Origin of the sequence: Micromonospora fulviviridis, from assembly GCF_014648395.1 — a bacterium.
Lineage (GTDB): Bacteria > Actinomycetota > Actinomycetes > Mycobacteriales > Micromonosporaceae > Micromonospora > Micromonospora fulviviridis.
In genome coordinates, this window is the sequence record NZ_BMRA01000008.1 from 150,472 (window position 1) to 170,714 (window position 20,243).

The 20,243-nt window shown below is 77.4% G+C and carries 15 protein-coding genes and 4 pseudogenes; 5 read left to right on the forward strand and 14 right to left on the reverse strand.

Going from position 1 to position 20,243, the window contains the following annotated elements:
• Positions 1-79: 79 nt before the first annotated feature.
• The gene (locus IEY96_RS21820; RefSeq protein ID WP_189196670.1) at positions 80-931 is read right to left on the reverse strand and encodes an alpha/beta hydrolase family protein; all 852 of its coding nucleotides are present in this window, start codon (positions 929-931) and stop codon (positions 80-82) included.
• 124 nt (positions 932-1,055) lie between these two features.
• Between IEY96_RS21820 and IEY96_RS21825 the strand changes: the two genes are divergently transcribed.
• A complete protein-coding gene (locus IEY96_RS21825; protein WP_189196671.1) occupies positions 1,056-1,604 on the forward strand; it encodes a CGNR zinc finger domain-containing protein in 549 nt (182 codons plus the stop codon).
• A 73-nt stretch (positions 1,605-1,677) separates the two neighbouring features.
• On the opposite strand, the gene IEY96_RS21830 is transcribed toward IEY96_RS21825, so the two are convergent.
• Positions 1,678-2,448 carry a DUF5995 family protein gene (locus tag IEY96_RS21830; protein WP_189196672.1) on the reverse strand — a complete coding sequence of 257 codons (771 nt, stop codon included), beginning with the start codon at positions 2,446-2,448 and terminating at the stop codon, positions 1,678-1,680.
• Between the two features lie 112 nt (positions 2,449-2,560).
• The gene (locus tag IEY96_RS21835) at positions 2,561-5,503 is read right to left on the reverse strand and encodes a helix-turn-helix transcriptional regulator (RefSeq protein ID WP_189196673.1); all 2,943 of its coding nucleotides are present in this window, start codon (positions 5,501-5,503) and stop codon (positions 2,561-2,563) included.
• 189 nt (positions 5,504-5,692) lie between these two features.
• Between IEY96_RS21835 and IEY96_RS21840 the strand changes: the two genes are divergently transcribed.
• Positions 5,693-8,023 (forward strand): adenylate/guanylate cyclase domain-containing protein, encoded by a 2,331-nt coding sequence (locus IEY96_RS21840; protein WP_229791777.1) that lies wholly within the window; start codon positions 5,693-5,695, stop codon positions 8,021-8,023.
• Between the two features lie 92 nt (positions 8,024-8,115).
• Here IEY96_RS21840 and IEY96_RS21845 read toward each other — a convergent pair whose 3' ends face one another.
• From IEY96_RS21845 to IEY96_RS21860, 4 genes are all read right to left on the reverse strand, one after another.
• Positions 8,116-8,682: a dienelactone hydrolase family protein gene (locus IEY96_RS21845; protein ID WP_189196674.1), complete on the reverse strand. Its 567-nt coding sequence runs from the start codon at positions 8,680-8,682 to the stop codon at positions 8,116-8,118.
• A gap of 48 nt (positions 8,683-8,730) precedes the next feature.
• Complete coding sequence (gene paaI / locus IEY96_RS21850) at positions 8,731-9,102, reverse strand: hydroxyphenylacetyl-CoA thioesterase PaaI (protein ID WP_229791802.1); 372 nt, start codon at positions 9,100-9,102, stop codon at positions 8,731-8,733.
• 37 nt (positions 9,103-9,139) lie between these two features.
• The gene (gene paaK, locus IEY96_RS21855; protein ID WP_189196676.1) at positions 9,140-10,447 is read right to left on the reverse strand and encodes a phenylacetate--CoA ligase PaaK; all 1,308 of its coding nucleotides are present in this window, start codon (positions 10,445-10,447) and stop codon (positions 9,140-9,142) included.
• Positions 10,448-10,567: 120 nt separating this feature from the next.
• Positions 10,568-11,017: a MarR family winged helix-turn-helix transcriptional regulator gene (locus IEY96_RS21860; RefSeq protein ID WP_189196677.1), complete on the reverse strand. Its 450-nt coding sequence runs from the start codon at positions 11,015-11,017 to the stop codon at positions 10,568-10,570.
• Positions 11,018-11,156: 139 nt separating this feature from the next.
• Between IEY96_RS21860 and IEY96_RS21865 the strand changes: the two genes are divergently transcribed.
• The 3 genes from IEY96_RS21865 to crcB all read left to right on the forward strand — a co-directional run bounded on the left by IEY96_RS21865 (position 11,157) and on the right by crcB (position 13,383).
• The gene (locus IEY96_RS21865; protein WP_189196678.1) at positions 11,157-12,374 is read left to right on the forward strand and encodes an MFS transporter; all 1,218 of its coding nucleotides are present in this window, start codon (positions 11,157-11,159) and stop codon (positions 12,372-12,374) included.
• Positions 12,375-12,529: 155 nt separating this feature from the next.
• Positions 12,530-13,024 (forward strand): FluC/FEX family fluoride channel, encoded by a 495-nt coding sequence (locus IEY96_RS21870; protein ID WP_189196814.1) that lies wholly within the window; start codon positions 12,530-12,532, stop codon positions 13,022-13,024.
• Complete coding sequence (gene crcB, locus IEY96_RS21875) at positions 13,021-13,383, forward strand: fluoride efflux transporter CrcB (protein WP_189196679.1); 363 nt, start codon at positions 13,021-13,023, stop codon at positions 13,381-13,383. Before IEY96_RS21870 ends, crcB begins: the two co-directional genes overlap by 4 nt.
• Before the next feature lie 19 nt (positions 13,384-13,402).
• Here crcB and cobA read toward each other — a convergent pair whose 3' ends face one another.
• The 7 genes and pseudogenes from cobA to cbiE all read right to left on the reverse strand — a co-directional run.
• Positions 13,403-15,094 carry a uroporphyrinogen-III C-methyltransferase gene (gene cobA, locus IEY96_RS21880; protein ID WP_189196680.1) on the reverse strand — a complete coding sequence of 564 codons (1,692 nt, stop codon included), beginning with the start codon at positions 15,092-15,094 and terminating at the stop codon, positions 13,403-13,405.
• Positions 15,091-15,684 carry a precorrin-8X methylmutase gene (locus IEY96_RS21885; RefSeq protein WP_189196681.1) on the reverse strand — a complete coding sequence of 198 codons (594 nt, stop codon included), beginning with the start codon at positions 15,682-15,684 and terminating at the stop codon, positions 15,091-15,093. The genes cobA and IEY96_RS21885 overlap by 4 nt, the downstream gene beginning before the upstream one ends.
• Positions 15,681-16,757: a HoxN/HupN/NixA family nickel/cobalt transporter gene (locus IEY96_RS21890; RefSeq protein WP_373293621.1), complete on the reverse strand. Its 1,077-nt coding sequence runs from the start codon at positions 16,755-16,757 to the stop codon at positions 15,681-15,683. Before IEY96_RS21890 ends, IEY96_RS21885 begins: the two co-directional genes overlap by 4 nt.
• 26 nt (positions 16,758-16,783) lie before the next feature.
• Positions 16,784-16,942, reverse strand: a pseudogene (locus IEY96_RS21895) (4Fe-4S binding protein); the annotation flags it as partial.
• Positions 16,930-18,171: pseudogene (cobJ, locus tag IEY96_RS21900) on the reverse strand (precorrin-3B C(17)-methyltransferase); the annotation flags it as partial. The pseudogenes IEY96_RS21895 and cobJ, both read right to left, overlap by 13 nt.
• A 105-nt stretch (positions 18,172-18,276) precedes the next feature.
• Positions 18,277-18,822 (reverse strand): annotated as a pseudogene (locus IEY96_RS33395) (precorrin-3B C(17)-methyltransferase); the annotation flags it as partial.
• 41 nt (positions 18,823-18,863) lie between these two features.
• Positions 18,864-20,243: pseudogene (cbiE, locus tag IEY96_RS21905) on the reverse strand (precorrin-6y C5,15-methyltransferase (decarboxylating) subunit CbiE); the annotation flags it as partial.

A 20,243-nucleotide genomic window follows, 5' to 3' on the forward strand; every position in this document is an offset into this window, starting at 1 on the left:
ACCCGCCGCGCCGTCGGCCCGGGCCGGCCCACCGCTCCCCCACGGGGCGGGGCCGGCCGGCCCGGTTGGTTCCCTCGGTTCAGCCGCCCAGTCCGAGCCGGCCGGCCAGCCAGGCGAGCCGGTCGTCCCGGGTGCGGGCGGCGCCCAGGTCGTGCTCCTCGTCCGGGTAGAGCGACACCTTGGCCTGCGGTGCCGCGGCGGCGAAGGCGGCGCGGGTCTCCGTGCCGACGAACCGGTCCGCGCCGGCGAACTGGAGGTACGCGCCGGCGCCGAGGCGCCCCACCAGGTCCACCGGGTCGAGGCCGGCGAAGACCGCCCGGTACGCCGCCCGCTCCCCCGCCGGCAGCTGGAGCCAGTAGAGGTCGAACCAGTTGGCCCAGGTGGCGTCCGGGGCGAGCAGCACGGCGGTGCGCAGCCCCGGCTCCCGGGCGGTCAGGTCGACGGCGTACATGGCGCCGTAGTCGTGGCCGACCACCGCGGTGCGCTTCCGGTCCACCCCCGGCTCGGCGAGCAGCCGCCGGTACGCCGCCTGCACGGCGTCGAGCTGGGCGGTGACCGTGGCCCGGTCCCGGGCGTCGCCCACCGGGTCGCCGGCCCACGGGAAGGTGAGCTGCGGCAGCACGGACACCACGCCCCGGCCGGCCAGGGCGGTCGCCTCGGCAAGGAACTCGCTGCGGTCCTGGTTGGCCCGGCCGGGCTCGAACCAGTGCAGGTCCAGCACCCCGGCCAGCCCGCCGCCGGCGCGCTGCGGCCGGACCAGCCAGGCCCGGACGGCCGGCTGCCCGGCGACCGGGATCTCGATGTCGCGGACCACCGTGGCCGCCGCGCGGTCCGGGTCGGCGGGTGCCTCCGCGTGGGCTCCACCGGCGCCGGCGACCGCGCCGGCCACCAGCAGTGGCGCCACGGACACGAGGACGGGCAGACGTCTCATACGCCACCTCCATCAGTTTCTAAGCACGTTTAATAGCTGACGACGCTAGGATGGCGTGCGGCGATCGGTCAAGTGCGGAGGGGACGGCGGGCGTGTCGGCGACCGGACGAGGGAGGAGGCGCGGATGAGCGCGGTGCCACCCCTGGAACCGGCGCTGCGCCTGGCCGTCGCGCTGCTGCACAGCTACTGGGTGCTCCAGGACCCGGTCGACCAGCTCTCGGTGGCCCGGCTGCGGGCCGCCGCCCGGGAACTCGGCCTCGCCGACGTCGCCGAGCCGCTCACCGAGGCGGACCTGCCCCGGCTGCGCGAACTGCGCGACCGGCTCCACCGGGTCTTCGCCGCGCCCGATCCGCCCACCCGGGTGGCCACCCTCAACGAGGTGCTGGCCGACGTGAGCGCCGGCACGGTGCTCGAGGCCGGACCCGACGGCGCGCTGCGGCTCACCCCGCTCCCCCGGCCCGGCCCGGTCGGGCCGTTCGCCGCCCTGGTCACCGGCGCGCTCGCCCGGGCCGCGGCGGCCGGCGGGGCGGACCGGTTCGGGGTCTGCGCGGCCGACGGGTGCGACGCGCCCTACCTGGACCGGACCCGCGCCGGCCGGCAGCGCTACTGCTGCGAGCTGTGCAACAACCGGGCCGCCGCGGCGGCGTACCGGGGGCGGTCCCGGCGCGGCTGACGGTTCGGCGGCCACGGACGGCGTCCCCGCGTCCCACGCCCGGACGGCGAGACGCGGGGACCCCCCGTCGCGGCTACTGGAGGAACGCCCCGAGGGGCGACAGCAGCAGCCGGCCGAGCAGTGCGGCATTGTCGTCCAGCCGCATCCGCTCACACTCGCGGGCCTCCGGGTCGTGCCGGCACCGCCAGATCTTCTGCGCGTTGCGCCAGGCCACGTTCCGGGTGTACTCGACCAGTTCGCCCTGGTACCAGTCGTCGATGTCGCCGTTCACCATGTCGATCATCAGCTGCCAGTGGTCCAGGTAGCCGCGGCGCAGCTCCGGGATCCGCTCCGCGAAGATCTTGTTGATCTCCAGGTAGTCGCGGTGCTGGTCGCTGCCGTCGACCGGCTCGGAGTCCAGGCTGTCGAAGGTGGTCACCAGCGCGAACGGCAGGTCGTAGTTGATGTGGGCGTTCACCCCGGCGGCGGCCGACGGCAGCGGCCGGGCGTCCGGGCCGCGCATCCGCTGGAACAGGCACGACCAGGCCTTCGGGGTGCTCGGGTGGGAGTCGGACCAGAACCGCAGCGCGTCGAAGTAGCGGGCCGCGAACTCCACGTCGAGCCGGGCCAGGAAGGCCGGGTCGGTGAAGCGGTCGTCGTACAGCCCGTCGAGCACCGTGGAGGTGATGACCAGGTAGAGCTTGTTGAAGTCGGCCAGCGGGCAGCTGTCCTCCAGCGGAGGCAGCCGGACCAGCAGGTCCTGGAGCTTGGTGAGGTGGTCGACGACCGCCGGCACGTCGGCGGGGTGGTCGGCGAGCAGCCCGACGATGTCCTGGTGCACAGGACCCCATACCGGTTCGGTCATCTCTCCTCCACAGTGGTCGGCGCCCCCCACGACGCCACCCGGTGACGCAGGACAGCCTTCCAGCCGGCGTACGCCGGCCGGATCAGTAGAACGACGTATTGCCGACGTACGGCTACTCGGGGCGGTTGCGCAGGAAGATGGCGCTGGCCTGCACCCGGGTGCGGACCTGGAGCTTGTCGAAGATGTGCGACACGTGCACGCCGATGGTCCGCTCGCTGATGAACAGCCGCTGGCCGATCTCCCGGTTGGTCAGCCCCTCGGCGACCGCGGCGAGCACCTCGCGTTCCCGGGCGGTGAGCACGTCCAGCTCGTCCACCGCGGGCGCGGCCGGCGCCGCGGCCCGGGGCCGGGGCGCGGGACGGGCGGCGGCCGGCCCGTCCTCCAGGGGCACCCGGGCCCGCCCGGCCAGGGTGCGGATCTCCTCGCTCAGCGGCACCGCGCCGAGCGCCTGGGCCGTCTGGTGGGCCTGCCGCAGCAGCTTGCCGGCGGTGGCCACCCGGCTGCGCCGGGCCAGCAGCGCCTCGGCCTGCCGCAGCCGGGAGTAGGCCGCCGGGTAGGGGTGGTTGCGCCGGTCCCACTCGGTGGCCGCGCTCGCCCACAGCTCCGGGTCGCCCCGGCCGTCGTCCAGCCGGCTCAGCTCGGCGGCGCAGAGGGCCAGGAAGGCGTCGGCGACGTAGCGCACCGGGGCGCCCGCCTTCCCGCTCTTGCGGGCCACCCGCTCGACCACTTCGCGCAGCCGGCGGACCGCGTTCGGGTCCACCTCGACGGTACGGCTGGCGGACGCCTCCGCCTCCGCGCGCAGCCCGTGCCAGGCCAGGGTGGCCAGCACGATGACGTCGTCGGAGCGGCTCTCGGTCAGGCCCCGCTGGACCGCCTGCCGGGCCAGGTCGTGCCGGCCCTGCCACATGGCCAGCCCGGCGCGCAGGATGAGCATCGGCAGCACGTGCCGTGCCCCGCCGCCGGCCAGCACGGTGGCGACCGCCTCCAGGTCGCGGTCGCTGGCCTCGACGTCGCCGTAGCCGACGGAGAGCCGGCACCGGGCGAGCAGCAGCTCCACCGCGTCGGCGCCGGAGGGGCGGTGCCGCAGCGCGGCCGCCACGACCTTCTCGGCCTCGGCCCACTGCCCCACCCGGAACAGCCCGTTGGTGGCGATGGCCAGCAGCCGGGTCTCCCACGTGCGGCCGAGGCCCAGCTCGGCGACCCGCTCGGCGCCCCGGCGGGCCACCACCACCCCCTCCTCGAGGATGTTCAGCGGCCCGGTGAGCAGCTCGGCCAGGTGCAGGTACGCGCAGGCCACGTCCTCCGGCCGACCGGAGCGCTCGGCGGTGTCCAGCGCCCGGCGCATGACGGCCAGCCCGGCGTCCGGGTCCTCCAGGTAGGCCTCGCTGAACCCGAGCGCGGCGCTGGCCAGCACCACCTCCGAGGCGGAGCCGTCGACCTCGGCGGCGAGCCGGAGCGCCTCCCGCGCCTGGTCGCCGGCCTCGGCGTAGCGGCCCAGGTGCAGCAGCAGCTCGGCCAGGTGGGCGGCGGCGGTGGCCCGTTCCCGGGGCGTGCAGTCGGCCGCCGCGAGCACCTGCCGGTACTCGGCCTCGGCCGGCGCTGAGCGCCCGGCGGCGGCCAGGTAGCGGGCCCGCCGGATGTGCAGGGCGCAGGTGGGCGGGCCGGCGGGGTCGGCGGCCAGCTCCTCCAGCAGGGCCAGGGCGCGGGCGTGCTCGCCGCTGTGGTGCGCCGACTCGGCCGCGTGGGTCAGCAGCTCGGCCCGGTCCACCTCGACCGGCTCGGGCCGGCCGCCGTCGGGCAGCACGGCGGGCGGGGTGTCGGCCAGGCTCAGCGCGGCCGACCAGTGGCGGTGCGCCTCGGCGTAGCCGTGCAACCGCTCGGCCTCGCGGGCGGCGGCCATGGCGGCGGGCAGGGCCCGGGCCGGCTCGCCGGCCAGCCGCCAGTGGTGGGCCAGCCGGGCCTGGTGCAGCTCGGCGGTGGCCGAGGTCAGCGTCTCGGCGTAGCGGCGGTGCAGCGCGGCCCGCTCGGCGGGGAGCAGCTCGTGCGCCAGCACCTCGGCGACCAGGCGGTGCCGCAGCCGGTAGCCGTCGTCGGCGCCGACCAGCAGCCGGTGCGCCACCGCCTCCCGGACCGCCTCGATGAGCTGGTCCTCCGGCAGCCGGACCACCTGGGCCAGCAGCCAGTGCTCGACCGGCTCGACACCGGCGGCGACCGCGTGCACCACGGCGTGCGCGGGCTGCGGCAGCGCGTCGACCCGGGCCAGGAACACCTCGCGCAGCGTCTCGGAGAGGCCGTCGTGGCCGTCGCGCAGGTCGCGGGCCAGCTCCTCCACCACGAACGGGTTGCCGCCGCTGCGCTGCCAGAGCTGGTCGGCGGCCTCGGGGGCCGGCGGCGCGCCGACGATCGCGGCGGCCAGCTCGTCGGTGCCGGCCCGGTCCAGCGGCGCCAGGTCCATCACCCGGACCGAGCGCAGCCGGCGCAGCTCGGTGAGGACCCGGCGCAGCGGGTGCGCGCCCTGCAACGACTCGGCCCGGATCGCGGCCAGCACCGACAGCTGGAGGTCGCCGAGGCCGGCGAGCAGGTAGAGCAGGAGCTGGCGCGTGCTGCGGTCGACCCACTGGAGGTCGTCGAGGACGAGCACCAGCGGCCGCCCGGCGGCGACCAGGTGCAGGCCGCGCGAGACCCGTTCCAGCAGCGCGCCGGCGCCGTCGGGGCCCGGGGTCTCCTCGTCGAAGACCTGGAGCAGGCCGCGGACCGCGGAGGAGGTGCGCGCCTCGGTCAGATCGGCGTCGAGGCGGCGCAGCGCCTGGCGCACCGGGTGCAGCGGGGAGGCGTCGCCGATGTCGAGGCAGGCGCCGGTGAGGACCAGCGCGCCCGCGTCCCGCAGTCGCTCGCCGACCTCGGCCAGCAGCCGGGTCTTGCCCACCCCGCTCTCGCCGGTGAGGAACACCGCCGCGGTCTGCCCGGGGGCGACGTCGTCGAGCAGCGCCGACCGGAGCGCCGCCACCGTGCCGGCACGGCCGACGAGCGGCGCAGTGTCCACATCGCTGGCCATGTCACGCAGCCTAGTCACAGGTTCCCGCACCGTTCTACGGGCTCAGTGCCCTTGTGGTACTCCTCGCGTCGACATTGCGACTAATGGTTGCGGGTGGTCGACATACGTCGTCCTACCGATCCCCCGAGGATCCGGTGGTGAAAGTCTCCGGAGGTCGTCAGGCACCGGACCGGGGAAAGGGTGGGTGCGATGTTGATCACCACGCCCGTGGGGAGTCGGGAAGCCGTCACGGCCGCGCGCTGGCCGGTGCCGGAGGAGCGGCGCACGGTCACCGTGCTCTTCGCCGACATCGTCGGGTCGACCGGGCTGGTCGAGCGGCTCGACCCGGAGGACGTCCGGGCGCTGCAACAGGCGTACTTCGGCACGGTGGCCGCGGTGCTGCGCCGGTGGCACGGCGTGGTGGAGAAGTACGTCGGCGACGCGGTGATGGCGCTGTTCGGGGCGCACGACTCCGACGGGTTCGACGCGTACCGGGGGGTGCGCGCCGGGCTGGAGATCCAGGCCGCGCTGGACCGGCGGCTGCCGGCCGGCACGCGGCTGCGGGTCCGGGTCGGCGTGGCCACCGGCGAGGTGCTGGTCGACCTGGCCGGCACCCGCGACGGCGGGCACGGCGCGGCCAGCGGCGCCGTGATCACCACGGCGGCCCGGCTCCAGGAGTACGCCCCACCCGGCGGGGTGGTGGTCTGCGCGGCCACCCGGCGGGCTGTCGCCGGCCTGGTCGAGCAGCGCCCGCTGGCCGCCATGGCGGTGGCCGGCAAGGCGCAGCCGCTGGACGTCTGGCGGGTGACCGGGGTGGCCCGGTCCCGGCCGGCCCGGCACCACGGCCCGCTGGTCGGCCGCCGTCGCGAGCTGGCCACGGCCGGCGAGGAGATCGCCCGGGCGGTGCGGGAGCGGCGTCCACGCTGGATCTCGCTGGTCGGTCCGGCCGGCAGCGGGCGCAGCCGGATGCTGCATGAGCTGGTCCGGGCGGTGTCGATGGTGGACGGCGTCCCGGTTCGCTGGTGCGTCGCGCACTGCCCGCCGTTCCCGGACGGGGAACTGGCGCCGCTGGCGGACCTGGTCCGCGCCGTCGCCGGGCTCCGCGACACCCACCCGCCCGAGACCGTACGCCGGCGGCTGGCCACGGCCCTGGACGGGCTGCTGCCGGCGGCGCGACGCGGTGCGGCGGCGGACGCGCTCGCCGAGTTCCTGGCCGCGCCGAGCGACGCCGGGGCGGCCGCCCGCGGCGCCGAGGTGTGCCGGGAGGTCCTGCTCGGCCTGGCCGCCGGACAGCCGGTGGTGGTGGCGGTGGACGACCTGGACCGGGCCGCACCGGCGTTGAACCGGTTCCTGCACCGGCTCTTCGCGACCGCGAGCGAGCGGGGGTTGCCGCTCGCGGTGGTGGCCACCCACGGCCCGGGCTGGGCCGACCTGCTGCCCGGCGCGGCCGGCCGGCGGCGCCGGGTGCCGCTGCCCGCGTTGGGCAGCGTCGACACCGGACGGCTGCTGCGGCACCTGCTCGACCGGGCCGGCCGGCCCACCGCGCCGGCCGCGGCGCTGCTCCCGCTGGTCGGCGGCAGCCCGGCCGTCGCGGCGGCGTACGCCACCACGCCGGACGCCGGCGGCGAGCCGGGCGGGGTACCCGAGCCGGTCCGCCGCCTGGTCGACGCCTGGCTGGCCCGGCTGGACGACGAGCGGCGGGCGGTGCTCATGGCCGCCGCCGCCCGGGGCGGGGACGTCCCGGCCGCCACGGTGGACCGGATGCTCGGCTGGCCGGCCGGGCGCGCCGAGCGGGTGCTGCGCGCACTGGTCGACGCCGGCCTGCTGCGGCGCACGGCCACGGGCGGCTACGCGGTCGCCGAGCCGGCGGTGGCCCGGGTGGCCGCGCACCGGCTGCCCCGCGCGGTCCGGGCGGAGTTCACCCGCCGGCTGCCGGACGCCGGGACGGTCGGGGCGGTCCGCCCGGCCGTCAGGGGACCGGCCGGCGGGGTCACCACCGGCCGGGCGCCCTGCCCGGCCGGGGTGGGGCACCGGTCGGGTGGAGGGGCCCGACCGGCGCCGGTCCCGGGAGCGGACATTCCGACGCCGGGCGCGCCGGCGACGGAGTGCCCGGTCGCGGGCGTGGCTCCGGCGGTCGGCGCGGCGGCGGGTGTGCCGGCAGGGGGCGGCGCGGCGCGGGGTGGGCGACGGACGGTCGCCGTCGCCGCGGAGGGGCGCGACGGCGCGGTGGGCCGTCCGGCGGGGGCGTCGGGGGGCGCCCCCGCCGCGCGTTCCATCTCGCCGGGCCTGCCGACGGTCCGGCCCGGGGGGAAGCGGGCCGGGCGGCCGGTGCGGGCGCGACCCGGGGTGTTCCCGGGGCTCCACGACGCGTTACCGGGCGGCCCGCCGCCCGAGTCGGCGGGNCGGGTGGGGCCGGTGGGCGGGCGGGCGCCGACCGACGGGCCGCCGCATCCGCGCCGGGCCCAGTGGGGACGGCCGGCTGCGGCGATCGGCCGGGCCGGGAGATCCCTGGTTACGGGCCGGCCTGTGCTGGCCGCCTGAACGCGACGTCCGGGCCGGAGCGGGCACGGGGCCACTCCGACCCGGACGTCGCCGTGCGCGGCGACGTCGCGGGCGCGGCCCGGACCAGCACGTCAGCGGTCGGCGAGGAACGCCAGCGCGCGGTCCCAGGTGAGCGCGGCGGCCGGCGCGTCGTGGTCGGGCGTGCCCGGATCGGTGAACAGGTGCCCGGCGCCCGGGTAGCGGTGCACGGTCAGCTCGGCGCCGGCCGCGGTCATGGCCCGCTGCCACTCGTCCACCTCGTCCGGCGTCTCGTACTCGTCGGGCTCGGCCAGGTGCAGCTGCACCGGCAGGCCGGGACGTACCGAGCCGGGGTCGCCGCCGGTGCCGTGCAGCAGGAGCAGCGCCGCCGCCTCCGGCCGCTCGGCCAGCAGCGCCCCGGCGACGCCGGCGCCCATCGAGAAGCCGGCCAGCACGGTCTCGGCGGGCAGGTCGGCCGCCGCCGCCCGGGCCCGGTCGAGGACCGCGTCCCGGCCGACCTTCTCGAACAGGGCGAAGCCGGCCTCGACGGTCTCCGCGGCCGGCACCTCGTACAGGTCGGGGGTGGCGACCCGGTGCCCGGCGGCGCGCAGCCGGTCGGCGGCGGCCAGCACGGCGGGTCGCAGCCCGTAGACGGAGTGCAGGAGCAGGATGTGTGCCATCGGCCCATCCTGGCCCGCGCCCGCCGGGCGGTCCGGCCGGCGCGCCGGTCAGTCCCGGGCGATGGTGCGGCTGCGGCCCCGGAACTCGGCGACCACCTCGCCGTCCCGCCACACCGTGACGTCGTAGATGCCGCTGCGGCCGTGCCGGACCCGCTCGGTGGCCCGGGCCTCCAGCAGGTCGCCCTCGTGGACCGGACGCAGGAAACTGATCTCGCCGCCGGCGGCCACGGTGGCCGGGCCGTGGCTGTTGCAGGCCAACGCGAACGCGGTGTCGGCGAGCAGGAAGACGAAGCCGCCGTGGCCGATGGCGTGGCCGTTGAGCATGGCGGCGGTGACCCGCATCCGCGCCACCGCCGCGCCGTCACCGGCGGAGACCAGCTCGATGCCGAGCCCCTTGGACGCCACGTCGGCGTCGAACATGTCGTGGGCCGCGGTGCGGCCGTCGTCGCCCGCCACGTCAGCGCCCCTGCCGCTGGTCGACGATCCGGCGCATCTTGCCCATCGAGCGCTCCACCCCGTCCGGCTCGATGACCTGCACCGCCACGCTCACCCCGATGGTGTTCTTGACCTGCTCGACCAGGGCCGCCCCGGCCCGCTCGGCCTCGTCGGCGGCCACCCCGGCCCGCCGTTCCACCCTGACGGTGAGGGTGTCCATCCGGCCCTGCCGGTCCAGCACGCACTGGAAGTGCGGCGAGAGCGCGGGCGTGCGCAGGATCAGCTCCTCGATCTGGGTCGGGAAGACGTTGACCCCGCGCACGATCATCATGTCGTCGGTCCGGCCGGTGATCTTCTCGATCCGGCGCATGGTGCGGGCGGTGCCGGGCAGCAGCCGGGTGAGGTCGCGCGTGCGGTAGCGGACCACCGGCATGGCCTCCTTGGTGAGCGAGGTGAGCACCAGCTCGCCCCGCTCGCCGTCGGGCAGCACCTCGCCGGTGACCGGATCGATGATCTCCGGGTAGAAGTGGTCCTCCCAGAGGTGCAGGCCGTCCTTGGTCTCCACGCACTCGACGGCCACCCCGGGGCCCATCACCTCGGAGAGGCCGTAGATGTCCACGGCGTGCATGTCGAGGCGCTGCTCCATCTCCCGGCGCATGTCCTCGGTCCACGGCTCGGCGCCGAAGACGCCGACCCGCAGCGAGGTGGACTTCGGGTCGACGCCCTGGCGCTCCATCTCGTCGACGATGGCCAGCATGTAGCTGGGGGTGACCATGATGACCTCCGGCGCGAAGTCGCGGATCAGCATGACCTGCCGCTCCGTCATGCCGCCGGAGACCGGGATGACCGTGCAGCCGAGCTCCTCGGCGCCGTAGTGCGCGCCGAGCCCGCCGGTGAAGAGCCCGTAGCCGTACGCCACGTGCACCCGGTCGCCGGGGCGCCCGCCGGCGGCCCGGATCGAACGGGCCATCAGCTTCGCCCAGGTGTCCAGGTCGGCGCGGGTGTAGCCGACCACGGTGGGGCGGCCGGTGGTGCCCGAGGAGGCGTGCAGCCGGGCGACCCGCTCCCGGGGCACGGCGAACATGCCGAACGGGTAGTTCTCCCGCAGCTCGGCCTTGCCGGTGAACGGGAAGCGCGCCAGGTCGGTCAGCTCGCGCAGGTCGTCGGGGTGCACGCCGGCCGCCGCGAAGGCCCGCCGGTAGTGCGGCACGTTGTCGTACGCGTGCCGCAGCGACCAGCGCAGCCGGTCCAGTTGCAGCGCCCGCAGCTCGTCGACGCCGACCCGCTCCACGGGTTCCAGCTCGTCCGGACGAGGGGTGCGGTCCTGCACGGTGGCCTCCTGCGCGACGGGTCCGCCGACGCCGCGTCGCGCCGGGCGGTGCCGATCACCGTACGCCCGTACGGCCCGTCCTGCCAGGTCAGGTCGCCGGTGCCGACGCGGCTCAGCGGATCAGTGGGCGGCGGGTAGCCGGTGCAGCGCGTCGACCAGCGGAGCCAGTTCGGGGGTGCGCTCGGCCTCGGCGAGCGCGTCGGCGAGCACCCGGTCGTGGGTGGGGCGGGCCCGGCCGAGCAGCTCCGAGCCGGCCGGGGTCAGCTCGGTGTAGATGCCGCGCCGGTCGTCCGCGCAGAGGACGCGGGTGAGCAGGCCACGGTCCTCCAGCCGGGTGACCAGGCGGGTGGTGGCGCTGCCGGAGAGCGCCGCGGCCCGGGCGAGCTGCCGCATCCGCATGTGCCAGCCGTGCTGCCGGGAGAGCGCGTCGAGCACCGTGTACTCGACGACGGAGAGGTCGTGCTCGGTCTGGAGCGCGCGTTCCAGGGCGGTCTCGATCAGGCCGTGCAGCGCGGCGAGCGTGCGCCAGCCCTGGGCGCGGATCTCGACCGCGTCGTCGGCGATGCCCATGGCGCCCCCTCCGGTGTGACCTGCACGTCCCCCCCAGGCTACCACCCTTGCGCCGGTATAAGGCGCGTGCAACTATCTCGTTGTCGGCGCGGGTAGTTGCACGCGCCTCTTTGTTTCCCGCGCATGGATTGGGTACGGCATGGCACAGCGCACCTCGGCCCTTCCCGGCGGCCTGATCGCCCTGGCGATCGGGGCGTTCGGCATCGGGCTGACCGAGTTCGTGATCATGGGGCTGCTCCCCCAGGTCGCCGCCGACTTCGCGGTCAGCGAGTCGGTCGCCGGCTGGCTGATCTCCGGGTACGCCCTCAGCGTCGCCGTGGGCGGCGTGGCGCTCACCGCCGCCGTCACCCGGCTGCGCCGCAAGCCGGTGCTGCTCGGGCTGATGGTGCTCTTCATCGCCGGCAACCTGCTCTCCGCCCTGGCCGGCGACTACGGGACCATGCTGGCCGGCCGGATCGTCGCGGCGCTCTGCCACGGCGCGTTCTTCGGCATCGGCGCGGTGGTGGCGGCCGGCCTGGTCCCGCCGGCCCGCCGGGCGGGCGCGATCGCCATGATGTTCGCCGGCCTCACCATCGCCAACGTCCTCGGCGTGCCGTTCGGCACCTTCCTCGGCCAGCACCTCGGCTGGCGCGCCACGTTCTGGGCGATCACCGCCATCGGGCTGGTCGCGCTCCTCGGCCTCGCCCTCCTGGTGCCCGGACGCGGGCCGGCCACCGACGCCGCCCCGACCGGCGGGCTGCGCGGCGAGCTGCGGGCGTTCACCCACTCCCAGGTCTGGTTCTCGCTGGTGGTCACCGTGCTCGGGTTCGGCGGCATGTTCGGCGCGTTCACCTACATCGCGTACACGCTGACCGAGGTGAGCGGCTTCGCCGCCGGGACCGTGCCGTGGCTGCTGGTGCTCTTCGGCGTCGGGCTCTTCGCCGGCAACCTGGCCGGCGGCCGGGCCGCCGACGTGTCGCTGTCCCGGACCCTGGTCACCGTCCTCGCGGTGCTCACCGTCGTGCTGGTCGGTTTCGCGCTGACCGCCACGAGCCCGGCCCTGACCGTGGGCTCGCTGGTGCTGATGGGCGCGTTCGGCTTCGCCACCGTGCCGCCGCTGCAAATGCGGATCATGAGGTACGCCCGCCAGGCGCCGACGCTGGCCTCCGGGGCGAACATCGCCGCGTTCAACGTGGGCAACGCGCTCGGCGCCTGGCTCGGCGGGCTGACCATCGACGCCGGCCTCGGCTTCACCGCCCCGATCTGGGCCGGCGCCGGGCTCACCCTGCTCGGCCTCGCCGTGCTGCTGGTGGCCGAGCGGCAGGCCCGGCGTACCCCGGTGGACGCGGCCCGCGAGCCGGCCGGCGTGGCGGCCTGACCCGGCGGGCACCGGCCGGCCCGCCGTCCGTGGACCCGGCGGGACCGGGCGGGGCGGCGTTATGCTCGGCGCGGCGGTGGGGCCCGCCGTCCCGGAACCCGCCGGGAGAACCGCGACACGCTCGCCAACGGTCCCTGCCAGTGATGCCCGTCCTGGTGGGAGGCACCGTGACCGGACCGTCCGAGTTCCGCGTCGACCCCGACGTCGACCTGCACGTCCCCGCCGACCGGCGGGAACTGGCCGCCCACCCGGCGGCCGTGCTCGGCGTCGTCGCGGCCGGCGGGGTGCTCGGCGCGCTGGCCCGGGCCGGGCTCCAGGCCGCGTTCCCGCACCCGCCCACCGGCTTCCCGTGGGCCACCTTCGGCATCAACGTCGGCGGCTGCCTGCTGATCGGCGCGCTGATGGCGGTACTGACGGCCCGCCCGGCCGGCCCGCTGGTCCGGCCGTTCCTCGGCGTCGGCGTGCTCGGCGGCTTCACCACCTTCTCCACCTACGCCGTGGACACCCAGCGGGCGATCGCCGCCGGAGCGCCGGGCACCGCGCTGGCGTACCTGGCGGCGACCCTGGCCGGGGCGCTGCTGGCGGTCTGGGCCGGGGACGCGGTGGCCGGCCGGCTGCTGGCCCGGGCCGGGGTGGAGGCGGCCCGGTGACCGTCCTGCTGATCACGCTCGGGGCGGCGCTGGGCGCGCCGCTGCGCTACCTGACCGACCGGGCCGTACAGGCCCGCCACGACTCCCCCTTCCCCTGGGGCACCCTGACCGTCAACGTCACCGGGTCGCTGCTGCTCGGCGCGGTGGCCGCGGTGCCCGCCTCGCCCGCGGTCACCGCCCTGGTGGGCACGGGCTTCTGCGGCGCGCTCACCACCTGGTCCACGCTGAGCTACGAGACCCTGCGGCTGCACCGCGGGGGCCATCGCGGCCACGCGCTGGCCAACATCCTCGGCAGCCTCGCCGCCGGCCTCACCGCGGCCACCGCCGGCTACGCCCTGACCCACGCCGCCACCGGCTGATCCCCCGAGGCCGCCGCGCTCACCCCCGCGCCGGGACGGCAGCGGGCGCGGGGGCGGCCGCAGCGGGCGCCGGGTCGGCGGCGAGCGCCACCACCGGTCCGACCACGAAAACCGCTGGTGGCCGGACCTCGTCGCGTTCGGCGAGCGCGCCGACCTCGTCCAGCCGGCACCGGGCCGTCCACTGGTCCGGGTGGCCGGCGTCCCGGACCACCAGCACCGGCGTATCGGCCGCCCGGCCGTGGGCGAGCAGCTCGGCGGCGATCCGCCCGACCGTGTCCACGGCCATGAGCAGCACGAGCGTGCCCCGGGCCTGGGCCAGCGCGGCCCAGTCCACGAGGGAGTCCGGGTGCCCGGGTGGCAGGTGCCCGGAGACCACGGTGAACTCGTGCGCCACGCCCCGGTGGGTCACCGGCACGCCGGCCAGGGCGGGCGCGGCCACCGCGCTGCTCACCCCGGGCACCAGCACCGTCTCCACCCCGGCCGCCGCGCAGGCGAGGACCTCCTCGTGGCCGCGACCGAAGACGTACGGGTCGCCGCCCTTGAGCCGGACCACCCGCTTGCCGGCGCGGGCGTGCGCCACGAGCGTGTCGTTGATGGTCTCCTGGGCCATCGACGGGCCCCGGGGCACCTTGGCCGCGTCCACGACCACCACGCCGGGGCGGAGCCCGCGCAGCAGCCCGGCCGGGGCGAGCCGGTCGGCCACCACCACGTCGGCGGCGTCGAGCAGCGCCCTGCCGCGTACCGTGATCAGGTCGTCCGGGCCGGGCCCGCCGCCCACGACGGCGACCTGGCCGGGGCGCAACGCCGGCTCGTGGTGATGGTCGGCGTGGTGGTGCTGGTGGTCGTGGCCGTGGGCCGGGTCGTCCGGGTGGTGGTGGGGGGTCTGCGGCCGCCCCACCTTGTCCGCGAACCCGGGCAGCGCCACCCGGTACGCGCACGTGTCGCAGTTCATCCGGATGTCCCCGCGCAGCGCCTCGGCGTGCCGTTCGAGGACCAGGTCGGCGAGGGCGTCGCAGTCGCCGATCACCTCGGCGACCCGCACGTCCAGGCCGGGATGGTCGGCCGCGAACTCCCGGCTCTGCGCCACGATCCGGTCCGGCAGCACCCCGGCGAAGAGGAAGTACGGGGCGACCACGATCCGCCGGGCGCCGAGCCGGCGCAGCCGTTCCAGCACGGCCGGCACGGACGGCTCGGCGAGGGAGACGAAGCCGGGTTCCACGCCGGCATAGCCGCGCCCCTCCCAGAGCAGACGGGCCACCTTGGTCACCTCGGCGTTGGCGTCCGGGTCGGTGGAGCCGCGCCCGATCAGGGCGACCCAGGTGCCGGCCCGGTCGGCGCCGTCGAGCGCCGCGTCGATCCGCTCCGCCAGCACCTCCTGGAGCAGCGGGTGCGGCCCGAGCGGCCGGCCGTAGGCGTACCGGAGGCCGGGGTGGCGCCGCTTCTCCCGGGCGAGGGCGGCGGGGATGTCCCCCTTGCCGTGCCCGGCGGCGGCCAGCACCAGCGGCAGCGCCACGAGGCGGCGGTGGCCCCGCCCGGCCAGCGCGCCGACCGCGTCGGTCAGGGGCGGGCGGGACAGCTCGATGAAGCCGCCCTCGACGTCGGCGACGGCCTCCCGGCGGCGGATCCGCGCGACGAGCGCGGCGAACTGGCCGACGCCGGCGGCGCTGCGGGTGCCGTGCCCGACGATCAGCAGCGGGGTCCGGTCCTTCACTTGTCCTCCAGGTACAGCAGGGCGTTGAGGGCGGCGGCGGCCACCGCGGAGCCGCCCTTCTCCCCCACGTTGGACACGGCGGGCAGGCCGCTGGCCCGCAGCGCCGCCTTGGACTCGGCCGCGCCGACGAAACCGACCGGCAGGCCGACCACCAGCGCCGGGGCCACGTCGAGGCCGATCAGCTCGACCAGCGCGGTGGGGGCGCAGCCGACCACCCAGAGCGCGCCGGGGCCGACCCGGTCGGCCGCGATCCGCACGGCCGCGGCCGAGCGGGTGATGCCGGCGGCGCGGCCCAGATCGGCGGCGGCCGGCTCGGCGACCGGGCAGACGATCTCCCGCCCGGCCCGGGTGATGCCGGCGGCGACCATCCACACGTCTGTGACGATCGGCGCGCCGGCCCGCAGCGCGGCCAGCCCGGCGGCCAGGCCGTCCTCGTCGCAGACCAGGTCGGTGACGTAGTCGAGGTCGGCGCTGGCGTGCACCACCCGCTCGGTGACCGCCCGGGTCAGCGGCGGCAGGTGGGACAGGTCGACCCGGTCGCGCAGGATCCGGTACGACTCCGCCTCGATCGGGTGCACGGTCCGGGTCATGAGCCGGCCTGCCCGTAGCGGCGGTCGTAACCCTGCAGCCGCCAGAGCAGCACGGCGCCGGCCCAGGCGAACGCGAAGAGGCCCACCACGGCGTAGCCGAGCTGCTCGAAGTGGTCGGCGATCGAGGCGTACCCGGCCAGGGCGGTGGCGCCGAGGTGGTCGGCGAGCAGCCCGGCCAGGTAGACGCTGGCGACCAGGCCGCCGACCAGCACGGTCATCGTGGTGGTGGCCAGGTTGTACCAGAGCCGCCGGGCCGGCTGCCGGTACGCCCACGAGTAGGCGCGGCTCATCAGCAGGCTGTCCGCGGTGTCCATGGCGGACATCCCGGCGGCGAAGAGCAGCGGCAGGGTGAGCAGGGCCAGCACCGGCAACCCACCGGCGGCGGCGGTGCTCGCCGAGAGCGCCAGCAGGGTCACCTCGCTCGCCGTCTCCAGGCCCAGCCCGAACAGGAAGCCGACCGGGGCCATGTGCCAGGAGGAGCGGACCAGGGTGCGGGCCCGGGCCCCGAGGATCCGGTGCATGAGCCCCCGGTTGAGCAGCAGGAGGTCCAGCTCCGTCTCGTCCAGCGCGCCGGCGCGCAGCCGCCGCCAGAGCCGGGCCAGCCCGGCCAGCACCGCCGCGTTGAGGGCCGCCACCAGCAGCAGGAAGCCGGTGGCGGTGACCGCCGCGACGGTGGCGCCGACCTCGCGGAAGCCGGCCATCCGGGCGCCGGACAGCCGGGTGGAGGCGAGCCCGATCACCAGGGCGAGCAGCAGCACCACGGCGCTGTGCCCGAGGGCGAAGAAGAAGCCGACGCCGACCGGCCGCCGGCCGCGCAGCAGCATGAGCCGGGTGGTGTCGTCGATGGCGGCGATGTGGTCGGCGTCGAAGGCGTGCCGCACGCCCAGCACGTAGGCGAGGGTGCCGGCGCCGGCCAGCCCGCCGGCCGCCACCGGCTGGTCGTTCCAGTACAGGTAGAGGGTCACGCCGGCGACGTGCAGCGCGGCGACCGCGCAGACGATGCCGCCGAGGCGGGCCTGCTCGGCGCGGCTCCAGCGGCCGACGGGCGGGGCGGCGGTCGGGGTCGAGGTCATCGCTCTCCTCCGGGTTCGGGGTCGACGCGGACGGCGTCCACGGGGCAGATCTCCAGGCATTCGAGGCAGCCGGTGCAGCGGTCGGTGACCCGCAGGCCGGCGGGGGTGGGGCGGATGGCGTGCACCGGGCAGGTGAGCAGGCAGGCGCCGCAGCCCTGGCAGGGGCCGATGGTCACGACCGCCACCGGTACCCCCGGGGCGTGACCATCCGGCCGGCGACCACCCGGGTCTGCGAGCTGCCGACCACCACGACGCTGTACATGTCGACCAGCGCCGGGTCGAGGGTGGCGAGGGTGGCCAGGTGCACCCGCTGCCCGGGGCGGCTGGCGTTGCGCACCACGCCGACCGGCGTGTCCGGCGGCCGGTGCGCCGCGAAGGTCTCCAGCGCGGCGCCGAGCTGCCAGTCCCGGGTGCGGCTGCGCGGGTTGTAGAGCAGCGCCACCAGGTCGCCCGCGGCGGCCGCGGCCACCCGCCGGGCGATCACCTCCCACGGGGTGTGCAGGTCGGACAGGCTCAGGTAGACGTGGTCGTGCCCGAGCGGCGCGCCGAGCAGCGCGGACGCGGCGAGGCCGGCGGTCACCCCGGGCACCCCGACCACGTCGATCCGGTCGTCGGCGTACTCCAGGGCGGGGCTGGCCATCGCGTACACCCCGGCGTCGCCGGAGCCCACCAGGGCGACGGCGTGGCCGGCGGTGGCCTCGGCGACGGCGGCCCGGGCCCGCGCCTCCTCCGCGCCGAGCCCGCTGGCCAGCACCCGGGTGCCGGGGCGCAGCAGGTCGCGCACCTGGTCGAGGTACTGGTCCAGGCCGACCACCACGGCGGCCCGGCGCAGCTCGGCCACGGCTCGCGGGGTGCGCAGGTCGGCCGAGCCGGGGCCGAGGCCGACCAGCGCGAGCCGGCCGCGCGGGGCCTGCCGGGCCACCGCGACGGTGGCCATCGCCGAGGCGGTCTTCGGCACCAGCAGCGTGCCGCCGTGGCGCAGCGCCGCGGCCTCCGCGACGCTCGGCGTGCCGACCGCGGCCCGGACCACCTCGCTGGGGTGCGGCACGTCGACCGCCGCCAGCTCCGCCGCCGGCCAGGTCTGAAGGGGTACGTCGTACGCGTCGGCGGTCGCCCGGATGCCCGCCTCGTCGGCCTTCAGGTCCACGCTGGCCAGGCAGCGCAGGCTGGCCGGGCTGAGGCCGGCGTCGGCGAGCGCCCGGCGCAGGAGGCCGGTCACCTCGGCGGCGGAAACACCCCGGCTGGAGCCGATCCCGGCGACCAGGGACGGCGGGCGGAGCACCACGGTCCGCCCGTCGAGCGGGACGACCCGGTCGGTGACCAGGATCCGCCAGCCGCCCGCGCTCTCGCCGTGCTCGGCGGCGGCCGCTCCCACAGTCGGCATCGCGGCAGCCGCGGGAGGCGTCCCGGCGTCCGCTGCGACGGTCGACGTCCCGGCGTCCGCTCCGACGGGCGGCGTCCCGGTGGTGTCCGGGGTGCCGGCCGGTGTGCCTCCGCCGGGCGGCGGGGGTGCGACCTCGACGCGGACGTGCTCCGGCAGGGCGGGCAGCGGCCAGGTGGCGTCGGCGACCAGCCGGACCGGCTCGCCGTCGAGGATCGCCCGGGACACCGCGGCCACCGCGCCCTCCACGGGCCAGCCGAGGGTGTCCAGCCCGGGCAGGCCGACCGCGTCGGTGGCGGTGGTCACCACGGGCCGGGCGTCGAGCAGCGCGCCGACGTCGGCGGCGAGGGCGTTGGCGCCGCCGGCGTGCCCGCCGAGCAGGGCCACCGCGTGCCGGGCGGCCTCGTCGACCACCACCACGGCCGGGTCGGTCCGCTTGTCGCCGAGCAGCGGGGCGAGGATCCGGACCACCGCGCCGGTGGCCAGGAAGGCGACCACGGCGTCGTACTCCCGCCAGGCCGTTCGCAGCGCGTCGGCGACGCTCTCCGCCTCCACGAGCCGGGCGTGCGGCCAGGCCGCCGCGAGGCGGCGCGCCTGCCCCCGCCCGGCGGCGGTCGCCGCCACGAGTCCGACGAGGACGGTCTCCTGTCGCGCGCCTTCGGCGGCGCAGGGGTCCCCGGTCAACGGGTCCGAGGGTGGGGTCACGGGTTCCTCCGGGTGAACGGTCACGGCTGGTCGCCGGTGAGCAGGACGACCGGGTTGGTGGCGGCCAGGCGCAGCGAGCCGCCGGGCAGGTCGGCGAGGCGGGCGGCGGCGAGCTGGCAGCCGTCGACCGTGTAGCCGGCGGCGCGCAGCAGGTGCACGGCCGGCGCGACCCGGTCGAGGGCGGCCAGGGCGACCACCACCCGGGGCGGGCGGCGGTCGGCCACCGCGGCGAGCACGTCCAGGCCGCCCCCGCCGACGAAGACCGCGTCCGGGTCGGGCAGCCCGACCAGGGCGGCCGGGGCCGTCCCGGTCACGATCCGGACGTCGACGCCGTGCCGCGCGGCGTTGGCCCGGATCGGCGCGTCCGGGTCGCGTTCGACGGCGAGCACCGCCGCGCCGAGCAGCGCGCACTCGATGCCGACCGAGCCGCTGCCGGCGCCGACGTCCCAGACCAGCCGGCCCAGCCGGGGCCGCAACCGGGCCACCGCGATGGCCCGGACCTCGGCCTTGGTGATCATCGAGTCCCGGTGGGCGTACGCGGACTCGGGCAACGCCCAGCCCCCGGCGGGCGCGGCGGCTGGCCGGTCGTCGGCGCGCATCCCGGCAGAGCCGGCCGTCGGCGGCCGCGCGGCGAGCGGCTCGTCCTCGGCACGCGTCCCGGCGGTGCCGGCCGTCGGCGGCCGGGCGGCGAGCGGCTCGTCCTCGGCACGCGTCCGGGCGGTGCCGTCCGCCGGCCGCCCGGGAAGCCCGCCCGCAGCGTCCCCGAGAGCGGGGATCTCAGCAGGCGCACCCGGCACGGCTTCCGGGGCGAGGCTGAGCACGACGTGCGGGTCGGCCCAGCGGATCGCGGCGGCCTCGGCCGGGGTGGTCCAGGTGACCCGCTCGTCGGGGGTGCCGAGGTGCTCGGCGACGACCAGGCGGCGGTCCCAGCCGGCCAGGCCGGCGCCCAGTTCGGCCGCGCCCGCGCCGGGGGCGGTGAGGACCGCGACGACGGGCAGCGCCCGGCAGGCGTTGAGCGCGGGGCGCGGGTCCCGGCCGTGCGCGGTGACCACGGCCGCGCCGTCCCAGGGCAGCCCGGCGCGGGCGAACGCGGCGGCGACGCTGGAGACGGCGGGCAGCACCCGCACCGGCAGTCCGGCCGCCCGGAGCCGGCGGACGATGCCGAAGAAGCCGGGGTCGCCGCTGGCCAGCACCACCGCGGGCGTGCCGGCGGCGACGGCGGCGGCGAGCCGGTCCAGGGCGGGGGCGAGCGGGCCGAGCACGACGGTGGCGCAGCCTGGCGGCACCGGCACGGCGGCCAGGTGCCGGGCCGCGCCGACGACCAGCCCGGCGCCGGCCAGCGCCTCCGCGAGCGCGGGGTCCGCGGGCCGGCCGGCGGCGTCGATCCCCGCCACGAGCAC

Excerpts from the sequence above, each read along its gene's own strand:
- paaI (WP_229791802.1), bottom strand. The coding sequence starts at position 9,102 with ATGTTCGACGCCGACGTGGCGTCCAAGGGGCTCGGCATCGAGCTGGTC.
- IEY96_RS21825 (WP_189196671.1), top strand. The coding sequence starts at position 1,056 with ATGAGCGCGGTGCCACCCCTGGAACCGGCGCTGCGCCTGGCCGTCGCG.
- IEY96_RS21845 (WP_189196674.1), bottom strand. The coding sequence starts at position 8,682 with ATGGCACACATCCTGCTCCTGCACTCCGTCTACGGGCTGCGACCCGCC.
- IEY96_RS21820 (WP_189196670.1), bottom strand. The coding sequence starts at position 931 with ATGAGACGTCTGCCCGTCCTCGTGTCCGTGGCGCCACTGCTGGTGGCC.
- IEY96_RS21865 (WP_189196678.1), top strand. The coding sequence starts at position 11,157 with ATGGCACAGCGCACCTCGGCCCTTCCCGGCGGCCTGATCGCCCTGGCG.
- IEY96_RS21885 (WP_189196681.1), bottom strand. The coding sequence starts at position 15,684 with ATGACCCGGACCGTGCACCCGATCGAGGCGGAGTCGTACCGGATCCTG.
- IEY96_RS21830 (WP_189196672.1), bottom strand. The coding sequence starts at position 2,448 with ATGACCGAACCGGTATGGGGTCCTGTGCACCAGGACATCGTCGGGCTG.
- IEY96_RS21890 (WP_373293621.1), bottom strand. The coding sequence starts at position 16,757 with ATGACCTCGACCCCGACCGCCGCCCCGCCCGTCGGCCGCTGGAGCCGC.
- IEY96_RS21835 (WP_189196673.1), bottom strand. The coding sequence starts at position 5,503 with ATGGCCAGCGATGTGGACACTGCGCCGCTCGTCGGCCGTGCCGGCACG.
- IEY96_RS21860 (WP_189196677.1), bottom strand. The coding sequence starts at position 11,017 with ATGGGCATCGCCGACGACGCGGTCGAGATCCGCGCCCAGGGCTGGCGC.